Source organism: Pseudoduganella aquatica (assembly GCF_009857595.1).
GTDB classification, from domain to species: Bacteria; Pseudomonadota; Gammaproteobacteria; order Burkholderiales; family Burkholderiaceae_D; genus Rugamonas; species Rugamonas aquatica_A.
This window is the reverse complement of sequence record NZ_WWCU01000004.1, coordinates 172,363-186,477: the sequence shown is the minus strand read 5'-3', so window position 1 is coordinate 186,477 and position 14,115 is coordinate 172,363. Positions and strand designations below refer to the sequence as shown.

Annotated in this window: 12 protein-coding genes; 8 read left to right on the top strand and 4 right to left on the bottom strand. The window is 68.1% G+C overall.

All coding sequences use genetic code 11. The features are described 5' to 3' along the window. Positions 1 to 2: 2 nt before the first annotated feature. From GTP77_RS05870 to GTP77_RS05860, 3 genes are read right to left on the bottom strand one after another with little or no spacing between them, the layout of a single operon-like run. A complete protein-coding gene (locus GTP77_RS05870; RefSeq protein WP_161071246.1) occupies positions 3 to 2,522 on the bottom strand; it encodes a cbb3-type cytochrome c oxidase subunit I in 2,520 nt (839 codons plus the stop codon). Next, positions 2,519 to 3,526, bottom strand: a complete 1,008-nt coding sequence (locus tag GTP77_RS05865) for a cytochrome c oxidase subunit II (RefSeq protein ID WP_161071245.1) — start codon at positions 3,524 to 3,526, stop codon at positions 2,519 to 2,521. The genes GTP77_RS05870 and GTP77_RS05865 overlap by 4 nt, the downstream gene beginning before the upstream one ends. 2 nt (positions 3,527 to 3,528) lie before the next feature. Beyond that, the gene (locus GTP77_RS05860) at positions 3,529 to 3,876 is read right to left on the bottom strand and encodes a c-type cytochrome (protein ID WP_161071244.1); all 348 of its coding nucleotides are present in this window, start codon (positions 3,874 to 3,876) and stop codon (positions 3,529 to 3,531) included. Between the two features lie 131 nt (positions 3,877 to 4,007). Between GTP77_RS05860 and GTP77_RS05855 the strand changes: the two genes are divergently transcribed. Both GTP77_RS05855 and GTP77_RS05850 read left to right on the top strand, forming a co-directional pair. Next, positions 4,008 to 4,862 (top strand): c-type cytochrome, encoded by an 855-nt coding sequence (locus tag GTP77_RS05855; protein ID WP_229202098.1) that lies wholly within the window; start codon positions 4,008 to 4,010, stop codon positions 4,860 to 4,862. A gap of 45 nt (positions 4,863 to 4,907) precedes the next feature. Next, positions 4,908 to 5,996 carry an AI-2E family transporter gene (locus tag GTP77_RS05850; RefSeq protein ID WP_229202097.1) on the top strand — a complete coding sequence of 363 codons (1,089 nt, stop codon included), beginning with the start codon at positions 4,908 to 4,910 and terminating at the stop codon, positions 5,994 to 5,996. On the opposite strand, the gene msbA is transcribed toward GTP77_RS05850, so the two are convergent. Beyond that, positions 5,993 to 7,837 (bottom strand): lipid A export permease/ATP-binding protein MsbA, encoded by a 1,845-nt coding sequence (gene msbA / locus GTP77_RS05845; protein WP_161071241.1) that lies wholly within the window; start codon positions 7,835 to 7,837, stop codon positions 5,993 to 5,995. The two genes, GTP77_RS05850 and msbA, sit on opposite strands and share 4 nt — an antisense overlap. A gap of 88 nt (positions 7,838 to 7,925) precedes the next feature. Between msbA and GTP77_RS05840 the strand changes: the two genes are divergently transcribed. The 6 genes from GTP77_RS05840 (at position 7,926) to GTP77_RS05815 (ending at position 13,935) form a co-directional block, all read left to right on the top strand. Then, positions 7,926 to 8,738, top strand: a complete 813-nt coding sequence (locus GTP77_RS05840) for a crotonase/enoyl-CoA hydratase family protein (protein ID WP_161071240.1) — start codon at positions 7,926 to 7,928, stop codon at positions 8,736 to 8,738. A 124-nt stretch (positions 8,739 to 8,862) separates the two neighbouring features. Next, the gene (locus tag GTP77_RS05835) at positions 8,863 to 9,903 is read left to right on the top strand and encodes a choice-of-anchor J domain-containing protein (protein WP_161071239.1); all 1,041 of its coding nucleotides are present in this window, start codon (positions 8,863 to 8,865) and stop codon (positions 9,901 to 9,903) included. Then, positions 9,890 to 11,329 carry a PA domain-containing protein gene (locus tag GTP77_RS05830; RefSeq protein WP_229202096.1) on the top strand — a complete coding sequence of 480 codons (1,440 nt, stop codon included), beginning with the start codon at positions 9,890 to 9,892 and terminating at the stop codon, positions 11,327 to 11,329. The genes GTP77_RS05835 and GTP77_RS05830 overlap by 14 nt, the downstream gene beginning before the upstream one ends. Before the next feature lie 9 nt (positions 11,330 to 11,338). Next, a complete protein-coding gene (locus GTP77_RS05825) occupies positions 11,339 to 12,199 on the top strand; it encodes a DMT family transporter (protein ID WP_161071238.1) in 861 nt (286 codons plus the stop codon). A 40-nt stretch (positions 12,200 to 12,239) separates the two neighbouring features. After that, positions 12,240 to 12,872, top strand: a complete 633-nt coding sequence (locus GTP77_RS05820) for a hypothetical protein (protein WP_161071237.1) — start codon at positions 12,240 to 12,242, stop codon at positions 12,870 to 12,872. 103 nt (positions 12,873 to 12,975) lie between these two features. Continuing rightward, positions 12,976 to 13,935 carry an ABC transporter substrate-binding protein gene (locus GTP77_RS05815; protein WP_228892825.1) on the top strand — a complete coding sequence of 320 codons (960 nt, stop codon included), beginning with the start codon at positions 12,976 to 12,978 and terminating at the stop codon, positions 13,933 to 13,935. Positions 13,936 to 14,115: the final 180 nt, after the last annotated feature.

Here is a 14,115-nt window from a genome sequence, read left to right as displayed (position 1 = left end):
CATCAATCCGCCATCATGCGCGGCAGCCATGCCGCCAGCACGCCCTGCGCCGCCGTGCAGTACCAGATCAGCGCCACATTGTTCAGCGTGGCCCGGCTGGCGGCGGTGAGATGCCGGCGCCAGGAGCGCGCGCACAGATACGGCCCCGCCAGCGCCAGCAGCACCACGTGCAGCCCCTGGTAAGAAGTCAGCACCGCAACCGACGCACTCCACCCATCCCGCCTCGGCGACAGCCCGGCTTCCATCTGGCTTCCGATATCGCAACCCATGGCAGCCAGCGTGCAAGCCAGCGCCGCCATCACCAGCAGCCGCAAGCCGCGCTGCGACACGCCTTCCTGCATGCGCGCCGGACGGCACGCCAGCGCGATCAGACCCGCCGAGGCCAGCCACAATGCGCTGGACAGCCATGCCCATGGCGCCCCTGCCAGGCTGGCGCCCGGCGGCGGACACACCTCCAGCCGCATCGCCAGATGGATGTGGGCGAACGCGAACGAGGCGAAGATGCAGCCGTCCACCACCAGCATGATGACGCAAGCCCACCACGCATGTCCCCTGCCGCCGCGCTCGCCCACCGGCAGCAGCAGATTGTCGGCCACCCTGGCGCTGGCCATCGGCGGAATGCGGTCGGTCTGCCACAGCCATGCCATCACCGCGCCAAGCGCCAGCAGGCCGCACAGCCATGCCGTCGCGGTCCATTTCACGGTCAGCAGCAGGAAGTAGCCTGCCGTGCCGGCGGCCGCCGCCAGCGGCCACCAGCTGTCACCCGCCAGCACCAGCAGGTAGCGCGGGCTGGCATCCTTCCAGCTCGTGAACATGGTTTCGCGCCGCCCGGTGGCGGTGCCGGGCAGGAAATGCGCGCCCTGCTCCACCTGTTCCGCCAGCCCTTCCTGCTCCCACAGCGGCTCGGTGGACGCCACCAGCGGAATGCTGCGCGGACCGTACTCCTTTTCCGGCAGCCATTCCATGGTCGGTGCGCCCCAGGGGTTGCCCTTGTCCTTCTTTGGGCGGCACAGCGTGCGCACCACGTCCACAGTGAACAGCAGCACGCCCGCCGCGAACACGAAGGAACCGATGGTGGACACCATGTTCAGGCCATTCCAGCCCAGGTCCGCCGGATAAGTGTAGACCCGGCGCGGCATGCCTTGCAGGCCGGTGATGTGCATGGTGAAGAAGCCGAGATTGAAACCGCCGAACATCAGCCAGAATGACCAGCGCGTCCAGCGTTCGGACATGGTGTGCCCGTTCAGCAGCGGCAGCCAGTAGCAGATGCCCGCGAAGACCGGGAACAGCATGCCCCCCACCAGCACATAATGCAAGTGGGCGACGATGAAGTAGCTGTCGTGCGCCTGCCAGTCGAAGGGCAGCACCGCCACCATCACGCCGGTCAGCCCGCCGAGCGCAAAGATGAACAGAAAGCCCAGCATGAACAAGGCGGGTCCGTTCATGCCCGCGCCGCGCCGCACGCTGCCGCGCCACATGGTGGCGATCCAGGCGAACACCTGCACCGAGGCGGGTATCGCCACCACCATGCTGGCCGCCGAGACCAGGCTGGCGGACAGCAAGGTGAGCCCGCCGGTGAACATATGGTGGGCCCACAGCGCGAAGCTGACGATGCCGGTGGCGGCCATGGACCAGATCACGGCGCGCCGTCCCACCAGCGGCGTGCCGGCAATGGCGGGCAGCATGGTGGACACCAGCCCGGCGGCTGGCAGGAAGATGATATACACCTCGGGATGGCCGAAGAACCAGAACAAGTGCTGCCACAAGGCGGGGTCGCCGCCGCGTTCCGGGATAAAGAACGGCCAGTCCCAGGCGCGTTCAAGCTCCAGCAGCGCGGTGCCGGCGATCACCGCCGGGAAGGCGAACACGATCATCAGGCCGACGATCAGCATGGCCCAGGCGAACACCGGCATGCGCGCCAGCGTCATGCCGGGCGCGCGGGTGAACAGGATGCCGATCACGAGCTCGATGGCGCCGGCGATGGCGGATATCTCGATGAAGCCTATGCCGAGCAGCCAGAAGTCGGCGCCCAGGCTCGGCGACCAGGCTTTGCCGGTGAGCGGCGGATACATGAACCAGCCACCGTCCGGTGCGAGGCCGGCAAACAGCGTGCAGAAGAAAGCCAGGCCGCCTATGGCGTAGGCCCAGTAGGCGTAGGCCGACAGGCGCGGGAACGGCAGGTCGCGCGCGCCCTGCATGGCGGGCAGCAGGTAGACGGCGAACGCCTCCACCACGGGGATGGCGAACAGGAACATCATCACCGTGCCGTGCATGGTGAAGACCTGGTTGTAGGTGGCGGCGTCCAGCAGGGTGTTGTCCGGCACGGCCAGTTGCAGGCGCATCAGCAGGCCAAGTACGCCGGCCAGCAGGAAGAACAGCAGCGCGGTGGCAAGATACAACCGTCCGATATTGGTGTTGTTGACGGTGCTGAAGTGGCGCCAGCCGGCGGGCGTGCGCCACACGCGCTCCAGCTGTTCCAGTTCGCCGGGCGGGCGCGGGAGGCTGCTGGGCAGGCGGCTCATTTCAGTTGCTCCAGGTAGGCGGCCAGCGCCTGCAGCGATGCCGGGTCCATGCCTGCGGCGGCGGGCATGCGCACTCCCCGCTTGTGGACATGGGGATCGGCTATCCACGCTGCCAATGCGCCGGGATCGTTGCGCAGCGTCCCGGCCGCCAGGTACATGCGGCTGGCCACGTGCGTCAGGTCCGGACCGGCGCCGGGCAAGCTTGCGCGCGCCGGCGCTGCCCCAGATTCGGACCTGCTGATGGCGGTGCGGACGGCATGGCAGGCGGCGCAATGCCGCTCGAACGCGCTGCGGCCCAGCGCCAGGCGCGCGCTGGCTTCGCCGTCCGCCACGCTGCGGCCATCATGGCCATTTGCGGCCGTGGCGCGCGTGAACGGCGACGGCTGCGGGCGGGCCTGGTGCGCCAGCCAGGCGCCGAAAGCGGCAGGCGGCTCGACGACCACGTGCAGCGCCATCCTGGCGTGCTGGAGGCCGCAGTATTCGGCGCACTGGCCGCGATACACGCCCGGCCTGGACGGCCGCAGCGCAAGGCCGGTCATCCGGCCCGGCACCATGTCCATCTTGCCCGCCAGCGCGGGCACCCAGAAGCTGTGGATCACGTCCGTGCTGGTGAGGGCCAGGTACACCGGGCGGCCTGCCGGCAGGTGCAGCTCGTTGGCCAGCACGATGTCCGTGCCACCGGATGGATCGCGGTAGCGCACCTCCCACCACCACATCCTGGCCGTCACCGACACCACCAGCGCGCCTTGCGAGGTCTGCGTGGCCAGTTGCGTGCTGCGCCGGACATTGTAGGCCATCAAGGCCGACAACACGGCGATGGGCAGCAACAGGCCGCCGCCAACGATCCACAGGCCAGGCCGCAGCGTTCCGGCACGCCGGCGCAGGCTGAGTCCCATCAGCAGCATCACGCAGCCGAAGACCAGCGCGGCGCCAGCGATCAGCACCCATGCCATCTGCGCGATGATGGCGGCATCGGCGCTGGCGGGGGCGAGGACGGCGTCCATGGTCAGCGCAGCGTGTAAAGATAGGCCGCCATGTCACGCGCATCGGCCGGCGAAACGCCCATGGCGGGCATGGCGGTACCGGGCTTCATGGCCGCAGGGTTGGCAATCCAGCGCTGCAGCACGTCCGGCGAATTGGGCAGGTCTCCGGCGATATAGCTCGCGCGCCCGAAGGTATCCAGCGCCGGGCCGGTTCTGCCTTGCGCGCCTTCGACGCCTGGAATGCTGTGGCAAGCCGCGCAGTGGTAGCGCTCCAGCAGTACCCTTCCCACACCTGCATTGCCACCGGGCACGGGAATGCCGGCCGGACCGTCGTCGCCGCACCCGGCCAGTGTAGCCAGGGTCAAAGCCATGCAGCAGACTGTCCGGTAGGTGCGCACCGTAGAACTCCTGTGCTGATGAGGTCACTGGCTATAATACAAGAATGCCAAAATTGGCTAATTTCTATTGACCACACACAATGCCATCCAACCGGCGCCGGCTGATGCTCAACACTGTGGCTGCGACAGCGGCCGGGCTGGCTGCGCTTGGCGCGCTGGGGGCCTACGTGGTGGTGGAAGGCGGCTGGTACGACGTGGCCGCCAACCGCCAGCACCTGCAGCCGGTGCACACGGTGCTGGAACAGGCCATGCACGCGTCGGTGCGGCGCCATGCGCGCGATATCGCCGCGCCGCCGCTGGACGAGCCGGCGCTGATACGTCGCGGCGCGGCCATGTACCGCAGCCATTGCGTGGCCTGCCACGGCGGCCCCGGTGTGGCGCAGGAGAAGTTCGGCCAGAGCATGCAGCCCGTGCCCGGCCCGCTGGTGGACGCGGCGCGCCGCTGGCGCCCGGCCGAGATGTACTGGATCATCCGGCACGGCATCAAGATGAGCGGCATGCCGGCGTGGGAGTACCACATGGAAGAGCAGGACCTGTGGGGCACGGTGGCCTTCCTGGCCGAGCTGCCCAGGATGACGCAGGCCGGCTACCGCAACTGGATGGCGGAAGCCGGCACCGCCGGCAGCGGCGGCCCGCCGCGCGCGCCCGCTTCCGCACAAGCTCCGGCCGCGATGCTGCCCGGCCGGGCCGGGCGCGGACGCGTCGCGCTGACGCAGTACGCCTGCCACGCCTGCCACATGGTTCCCGGCGTGACCGGCTCGCGCGTCTACGTCGGCCCGCCGCTGCAAGGCATCGCCGGCCGTGCGCTGATCGCCGGGCGCCTGCCCAATTCCACGGCCAACCTGGTGCTCTGGATACGCGACCCGCGCCACGTCGAGGCCAACACCACCATGCCCGTGCTGGGCGTCTCCGAACAGGACGCGCTGGACATCGCCGCCTACCTGCAAACGCTGTATTGAACGCGCCGTGCGTCACGCATTCGCGAAATGCGCAATCATATACGGATGAGCAACGACCATCCCCCGCAGGCGGCCGATACCGGCCAGCGCGGCTTCCTGCACCGCGTTGTGCTAATGGACGGCATCGCCGCCCTCTTCCTGCTGACCCTTGCCGCGCTGTGGTTCGCGGCCGACGCCCTGCTGCTCATCTTCGCCTGCATCCTGTTCGCCATCCTGCTCAACGCCTTGGCCCGCATCGCCTGCCGGCGCCTGCACCTGCCATCAAAGCGCCTTGCACTGGCGCTGGTGCTGGCGCTGCTGGCGCTGCTGCTCGGCGTGGGCGGCTGGCTGATGGCGCCGCAGCTGTCGGAGCAGGCCAGCCACCTTGCGCAGGTGGTGCCCACCTCGCTCGACCAGGTGCGCACCGACCTGGCGCGCTACCCCAGGCTGCGCGCCCTGCTCAGCGAACTGCCCAGCAACAAGGAGCTCATGCGCCAGATGTCCGCCCTGGTGCCCAACGCCGGCCTGTTCTTCTCGGGCGTATTCGGCGCGCTGGGCAACGCCCTCATCATCATCGTGGTGGGCATCTACTTCGCCATGCGCCCGCAGCTTTATGTGAACGGCATCGTCAGGCTGGTGCCGCCCAGCCGCCGCCCGCGCGCCCGCGCCGTGCTCGACGAAATCGGCGGCACGCTGTCCAAATGGCTGGTGGGGAAAGCCTGCTCGATGGTGGCGGCCGGCGCCATGACCGCCATCGGCCTTAGCCTGCTCGGCGTGCCGATGGCGCTGCTGCTGGGGATTATCGCGGGCCTGCTGGACTTCATTCCCTATGTGGGACCGCTGATGGCGGGCGTACCGGCCCTGCTGATCGCCTTCCCGGACAGCCCAGCGCTGGCGCTCTACGTGCTGCTGCTGTTCGGCGGCATCCAGCTGGTGCAGGGCTATCTGCTGGAACCGCTGATCGACCAGCACACCGTGGCGCTGCCGCCCGCGCTCACCATCGCCATGCAGGTGACCTTCGGCGCGGTGTTCGGCATGGCCGGCGTGGCGCTGGCCACGCCGATGACGGCGGTGCTGATGGTGCTGGTGGTGATGCTTTACGTGCAGGACGTGCTGGGCGACGATGCCCGGCCGCCCGCGCGGATAAAGGACTAGCCCGGCACCGGCGCCTGTTTCTGCGTCTGGTACAGGCGGGAGTAATGGCCGCCGCGCGCCAGCAGCGCGTCGTGGCTGCCGGATTCGGCGATGCGGCCTGACTCCATCACCACAATCCGGTCCGCCTTCTCGATGGTGGACAGGCGGTGCGCGATGACCACCGTGGTGCGGCCCTGCATCAGCACTTCCAGCGCGGCCTGCACCTGGCGTTCGGACTCGGTATCCAGCGCGCTGGTGGCTTCGTCCAAAATCAGGATGGGCGCGTTCTTGTACAGCGCGCGCGCAATCGCCATGCGCTGGCGCTGGCCGCCGGACAGGCGCGAACCATTCTCACCCACCTGGGTTGCATAGCCCTGCGGCTGCTTCATGATGAAGTCGTGCGCGTAGGCCGCGCGCGCCGCCGCTTCCACGCGCGCCTGGTCCGGCGCCGGGTCGCCGTAGGCGATGTTGGCGGCCAGCGTGTCGTTGAACAGCACCACGTCCTGGCTCACCAGCGCGATCTGCGAGCGCAGGTCGGCCAGGCGGTAGTCCCGCAGGTCGTGGCCGTCAAGCAGGATGCGGCCCTGGTTCACATCGTAGAAGCGCGGCAGCAGGCCGGCCAGCGTGGTCTTGCCGCTGCCCGAACCGCCCACCAGCGCCACCGTTTCGCCGGCGGCAATGTCGAGCGACACGTCGCGCAGGGCCGGCGCCGCGTCCGAGTCCGCCGGGTTGTACTGGAAGCCCACGCCCTGCAGCGAAATGCCGCCGCTGGCGCGTTTCAGCTCGCGCCTGCCCTCGTCCACTTCGGCCGGCGCGTCGATCAGGCCGAATACCGACTGGGCCGCGGCCAGGCCGCGCTGCAGCGGCTCGTTAATCTTGGTCAGGTTCTTGATCGGCGACTGCATGGACATCAGCGCCACCATGAAGCCGACGAAAGCGCCCGGAGTCAGGTGGCCGGCGCGGGCGCGCAGCAGCGCGAAATAGATCACCGCCGACAGCGTGATACCGACCAGCATCATGATCGCGCCAGAGTTGATGGCGGCAGTGGCGGCGTGCTTGACCGCCAGGTGGCGGTTATGCTTGACCACGCTGTGGAAGCGGCGCTGCTCATATTCCTCGCCGGCGAAAATCTTCACCACGCGCTGGCCGCCTATGCTTTCGTCCAGCACGCTGCTCAATTCGCCCATGGCCGATTGCGCGTCGCCCGCCAGGCGGCGCATGCGGCGCCCGGCCACGGTCACCACCACCGCCACCAGCGGCAGCAGGCCGAAGCAGAAGCAGGCCAGCTGCCAGTCGTAGCTGATCAGCAGGATCAGGTAGCCAACCGAGGCCACCGAATCGCGCACGAACACGTTCAGCACGCTCAGCCCGGCCTGGGCCACCTGGGCCGCGTCGTAGGCCACGCGCGACAGGGTGGCGCCGGTGGAGGTCTGGTCGTAGTACTTGTTGGGCAGGTGCAGCAGGCGCGCAAACATTTCTTCACGCAGATTAGCCTGCACCCGGCTGGTCAGCCAGGCCGAGCCATAATCGCCGGAAAACGTGCTGACCATGCGCAGCAGCGCCAGGCCGGTAATGACTAGCGGAATGCTCCACAGCGCCGCCTCGGTCGGGTTGCCCGGCAACAGCGAGTCCAGCCAGCCCTGCACCGTCAGCATCATGCCGCCCGTCGCACCCTGGATGCCGCCCAGCGGACCGCTCTCCGGACCGGCCGGACGCAAGGCGTCCACCACATTCTGCAACTGGCGGATCAACAGCACGTCGGTGGCAGCCGCCACGCCGATGGCGGCCAGCGTGGCCAGGACGGCGCCGAGGTAGGGACGGAACTGCCTGAGCAGGCGGAAGTAGAGTTGGCGGCTTTGCACTAGAGCACTGTTTCTAATAACGGAAGCCTGCATTGTAATCGCATTAAAATGCCCACGGCACCCCATCATCCTAATAAAAGAGACCTCCATGACCTACGAAACCCTGCAAGTCACCCTGGAACAGCATGTCGCCGTGATCCGCCTGAACCGCCCGGACAAGGCCAACGCCATGAACCTGGCCATGTGGCACGACATCCGCACCGCTTTCGAGTGGGCCGACAGCACGCCGGACGTGCGCGCGGTGGTGCTGGAAGGCGAAGGCAAACTGTTCACCTCCGGCATCGACCTGCAGATGATGATGGGCCTGGCCGCCTCCATCCGCAACGACTGCGACGGCCGCACCCGCGAGAACCTGCGCCGCACCATCCTGGACCTGCAGGACTGCCTGAGCAGCCTGGAGCGCTGCCGCAAGCCGGTGCTGGCGGCCATCCACGGCGCCTGCATAGGCGGCGGCATCGACCTCATCACCTGCGCCGACATGCGCTACTGCTCGGCGGACGCCTGGTTCAGCGTGAAGGAAATCGATATCGGCATGACGGCGGACGTGGGCACCTTGCAGCGCCTGCCGAGGCTGATCGGCGAAGGCATGGCGCGCGAACTGGCCTACACCGCCCGCAAGGTGGACGCGGCCGAGGCGCGCGAGATCCGCCTGGTGAACCGCGTGTTCGAGTCGCGCGAGGCGCTGGCCGGCGGGGTGCGCGAGATCGCCGCCGGCATCGCCGCCAAGTCGCCGCTGGCCGTGCGCGGCACCAAGGAAATGATCAGCTACGCGCGCGACCACAGCGTGGCCGACGGCCTGAACTACATCGCCACCTGGAACGCGGCCATGCTGATGTCGAACGACTTGCAGGCGGCCATGATGGCCAATATGAGCAAGCAGGCCCCGGTATTCGACAACTGATCAGTTGATCTCCCTCAAACACCGGACGAATAGCAATATATAAACGTTGCACTTCCCTACACACTGGACCGTAGCGCTGCACCTTGCGCCACGCGAAATTTCTCAGTGAAAAGGAGAGTGCATCATGAAAATATTTTACGCGCTCATGGCGGCCGCGGCCTTGGTGGCCATACCGCCGGCGCAGGCCGGGGTGACCGTCCTGAGCGCCGGGTTTGACAACGTGGGGACGCTCAGCGGCTGGCTGTTCGTCAACCAGAGTTCGCCGGCCGGCACGCCCTGGTTCCAGGGCAATGGCGGCATCTTCCCGGCCCAGGCGGGCAGCGGGAACGCCTACGCCGCCGCCAACTTCCTGAGCGCCGCGCAAGGCAGCGGCACCATAGACAACTGGCTGATCACGCCGCTGCTGAGCCTGCCTGGCGCGGCCACGCTGAGCTTCTACACGCGCAGCGCCGGCACGCCAGGCTTCAGCGACCAGCTGGAGATACGCTATTCGACCGGCGGCTCGTCGATCGGCGACTTCAGCCACTTGCTGATGACGGTGGGCGGCGCCAGCGCTTATCCGGCTGACTGGCAGCAATACACCCTGAGCGCCGATCCCGGCGGCAGCGTGCGCTTTGCCTTCCGCTACACGGGCGCGGCGGCCAATGCCGACTATATCGGGCTGGACACGCTGGTGGTGAACGCCGTGCCCGAACCGGCCGAGTGGCTGATGCTGGCCGCAGGCTTGCTGCTGGTGCGATGGCGGGCAAGGCGGCGCGCAGCTCTGCCGACACGCCTGTTTGCGGCTGCGGCGCTGCTGCTTGGCGCGCAAGCTGCTACAAGCGCCACCGCAGCCGGTCAGGACGGCATGATCATGGTGCGCGACGAGGAAACGGGCGCCATGCGCCCCGCCACGCCGGCCGAATTCGCGGCGCTGCGGGCGCAGCAGCTGCGCGGGCCGATAGTACCGCCCCAGGTCCAGCAGCGTTCGGACGGAACCCGGCAGTCGCGCGTCAGCACGCGCGCCGTCTATTCGGTGGCCGCGCGCGGCGCCGACGGCGCCATCTCCAGCATCTGCGTGCAGGGCGCCCAGGCGGCCGAGGCGGCGCTGCGCAAGGGCGATGCCCGGCCCGCCGCAGAACAAAGCAAGCATCAAAGCGGGGAGCACAGCCATGAACGCCGCTAACTTCATGCACACCCTGCGCGCAGCGGCCGCAGCCGCGCTGCTGGGCTGCGCCGGACTGGGCGCCGCATTGGCCGCCGTGCCCATCGTCATCATCAACGGCAACGGCCCGGGAGTAGGCTTCAACGATCCCACGCCCGCCACGCCGGTGGGCGGCAACAGCGGCACCACGCTGGGCCAGCAGCGCCTGATCGCTTTCACCTACGCCGCCAATATCTGGGGCAGCCAGCTCACCAGCAGCGTGCCGGTGCGCATCCTGGCCAGCTTCGAACCGCTGCCCTGCACCGTCAACAGCGGCGTGCTCGGCTCGGCCGGCGCCTGGGACGTGTTCTCCGACTTCCCCGGCGCGCCCAAGCCCAACACCTGGTATCCCGCCGCACTCGCCAACAAGCTGCACGGGGCCGACCTGTCCGCCCCCAGCGACCCGCACATCGGCGCCACCTTCAACTCCCGCCTCGGACTGGCCTCGGACTGCCTGCCCGGCGCCGGTTTCTACCTCGGCCTGGACGGCAATTTCGGCAACGGCACCGACTTCGTTACCGTGCTGCTGCATGAAATGGGCCACGGCCTGGGCTTCCAGACCTTCACCGACGAGACCAGCGGCGACTACTACGCCGGCACCCCCTCCATCTGGGACCACTACCTGCTGGACAACAGGCTGGAACACGAATGGGTGGAAATGACGGCGGGCCAGCGCGCCGCCTCGGCCATCAGCAGCGACGGCCTGTCGTGGAACGGCCCGCTGGTCACCGCCGCCGTGCCGGGCGTGCTGGATCCGGTGTCGCGGCTGGCCATCGCCGGGCCGGCGGCCGGCCCCGCCGCGCACGACTACGAGGTGGGCGACGCCTCCTTCGGCCCGCCGCTGGCCAATCCGCCGCTGCTGGGCCAAGTGATGCCGGTGGTGGACCAGACCGACGGCCGCGGTCTGGCCTGCAACCCGCTGTCCCCGCTCAACGCGCTGGCCGTCAACGGCAACGTGGCGCTGGTGGACCGGGGCAGCTGCACCTTCGTGCTGAAGGCGCGCAACGTCCAGGACGCGGGCGCCATTGCCATGATCGTGGTCGACAACGCGCCCGGACCGGTTACCGGCCTGGGCGGCGCGGACCCGGCCATCACCATCCCCTCCGTGCGCGTGTCGCAGGCGGACGGCAATGACATCCGCGCACAGTTGCAGCGGCGTTCGCGCACCCGGTCCGGCGTGACGGCCAGCCTGGGCGTCAATCCCGCCAAGCTGGCCGGGGCCGACGCGCAAAAGCGCATCCTGATGTACGCGCCGAACCCGGTGGAGCCGGGCTCGTCGGTCTCGCACTACAGCACCGCCGCCAAGCCCAACCAGCTGATGGAACCGGCCATCAACGGCGACCTGACGCACGACGTGGCGCCGCCGCGCGACCTGACCCTGCCGCTGCTGAAGGATATCGGCTGGTAATATGGGCGCATGTCCCGATCCAGCGCCCTGTTCAAACTCCACTTCGCCGCCGTGCTGTTCGGCAGTACCGCACTCTTCGGCCACGCCATGCGCGCCAGCCCCACCATGATCGTGCTGGGGCGCACGGCGTTTGCGGTGCTGGCGCTCGGCCTGTTTGCGCTGCATGGCCGGCGCGCGCCGTGGCACGGCCTGGCGGCGCGCGACATCGCCAGGCTGATCGCGGCCGGCCTGGTGCTGGCCCTGCACTGGGTCACTTTCTTCATGGCCGTGCGCAGCGGCGGCGTGGCGCTGGCCACGCTGGGCTTCGCCTCCTTCCCGGTCTTCGTGGCGCTGCTGGAACTGGCCATACTCGGCGAGCGCCTGCGCTCCCGCGACGTGGCCGTCCTGCTGCTGGTGCTGGCCGGGCTGTTCCTCATCACCCCGGCCTTCGACCTGCGCAACGCATCCACGGAGGGCCTGCTGTGGGGCATCCTTTCCGGCGCCATCTACGCCTGCATCGCGGTATTCAACCGCTATTTGTCGAACGCCGCGAGCGGCACGCAGTCGTGCTGGTGGCAGTGCCTGGCGGCTGCCTGCCTGCTGGCGCCCTTCGGCTGGCGCGAAGCGGCCGCGCTGCCCGCCAGCGAGTGGCTGCTGCTGGCCTGCCTGGGCGCCGTCTGCACCGCCCTGGCCTACACCATGCTGATCCATGCGCTGGAAAAGGTGAAGGCGCAGACCGCCGCCATCGTTATCTGCATGGAGCCGGTGTACGCCATCGCCCTGGCCTGGCTGCTGTTCGGCGCCGCGCCCGGCGGGACCGTGCTGCTGGGCGGCGCGCTGGTGGTCGGTGCGGTACTGCTGTCCTCGCTTCAGCCGAAAAAACTTGTTTAAATGGTAAAATACATCCCATTAAAGACGACACAGATGAATCATGGCTAAAAATCGGACGCTATTGCCCGGGGTGGCGGTTTCCCTGTTGCTGCACGCGGTGCTGATCGCCATGTTCATCGCGCCCAGCCGTCCCGAGCCGCAGGCCGACGCGCGGCGCATGATGGTCTGGCTGAATCTGCCCGCCAAGCCCCTTACCCCGGTCCAGCCGGTCAAACCGGCTCCAGCCGTCGCCGCCGTCCGCCAGCCCAAGGCAGAAACTAGCACGAGCCCGCAGCAGCGCAGCACCCGGCCCGAAGAAACCGTGGCTGCCGCCCAGCCCCAAGCGCAAACTCAGCCGCAGCCGCAAGCGCCGGCCCAGGCCGAAGTCCAGCTGCCGGCCGACCCGTTCGCGGCCGCCCCGGCGCCGGCCCAGGGCAATTTCGACGTGAACGCCGCCATGAAATCGGCCCGAAAACTCGCCACAGCCAAGTCCACCAAGGGCGATCCGCCGGTGGCGCAAATCTACGACAAGCCCCTGTACGGCCTGCCCGGCGACACGCCGCTGGGCAGCTCGGTGGCCCGCACCGCCCGCGCCGACTGCAAGAACGTGGCGGCCGGCACCGGCATCCTGGCGCTCATTATCGTGCCCGTCATGATATTGACCGACAAAAAGGACTCCGGCTGCAAGTGGTAGGCCGGATGTCTATACAACAGCAAAATGAAGATGTTTTTGAGCAATAGCCCCTGCCGTGGTACATTTTTGTACACGACAACCCCCACAACGCCGCCGCCGCCCCTTGCCTGACCTGGACTTTCGCCATCGCCGTCTTGTGCTGACCCTGCTGCCTTCGCTGTGCGCAGTGCTGGCGAGCGGCCGTGCGCTTGGCGCGCCTGCGGCGGAATCCCTCGCCGTGATCTTCCCGGACATCGGCCAGCCGCACCGCAAGATCTTCACCGAAATCATCGAAGGCATCGAGGAGCAGGCCAAGCTGCGCGTGCGCGGCTACCCGGTGGCCGCCAATGCCGATTTCACCGAACTGCAAGCCCTGCTCAAGCGCAACGGCGGCAAAGTGGTGATCGCGCTCGGCCGCCAGGGCCTGCAGGCGGCCAGCGCCTTCGACGCCTCCACCGGCGTGGTGGTTGGCTGCGTCAGCTCGGTGCCGGACAGCGAACGCCTGCGCGGCATCAGCCTGCAGCCCGACCCGGCGCTGCTGTTTTCCAACCTGAAAAGCATGATGCCCCATGTGCGGCGCGTCATCGTGGTCTACAACCCGCAGACCAACGCCGCCATGATCAAGCTGGCGCGCGAGGCGGCGCGCAGCCACGGCCTGGAGCTGCTGGCGCTGGAAGCGGGCGACCTGGCCATCGCCGCGCGCCGCTATGAAAGCGCCTTCGCCTCGGCCGACAGCCGCACCGACGCGGTCTGGCTGCCGTCCGACCCGGTGACGGTGGACGAATCGACCATCGTGCCGCTGGTGCTGAAGGAATCATGGAACCGCAGCGTGCCGATCTTCTCGAGCAGCATCCTGCACGTGAAAAAGGGCGCGCTGTTCGCGCTCTACCCGAACAACTTCGAGCTGGGGCGCGACCTGGCCACCCTGGCGATCGGCGTCCTGAACGGCGAGAATCCCCGCCCCGGCGTCACCCCGCTGCGCGCCGTGCGCACCGCTTTCAACTGGCGTTCGGCCAGCCACTTCGGCCTCTCCGTTGCCCTCGGACAACAGCGCACTTTTGACTCGATTTTCCCCGAGCCTTGATCCACCGGGCCTGCCAGGCAGAAATATTTTGTATTTGTTAATTATTCTTCTTGGCAATTGAATTTCTTTCCAATCCACCAAGAAATCCATGTGCTAAGTGGAATATACTACCGGCAGTAATTTGGCCGTTGCATGGCGCTAGCTGTATGAGACCGCGCCGAGGCCGCACCGGATAGAATA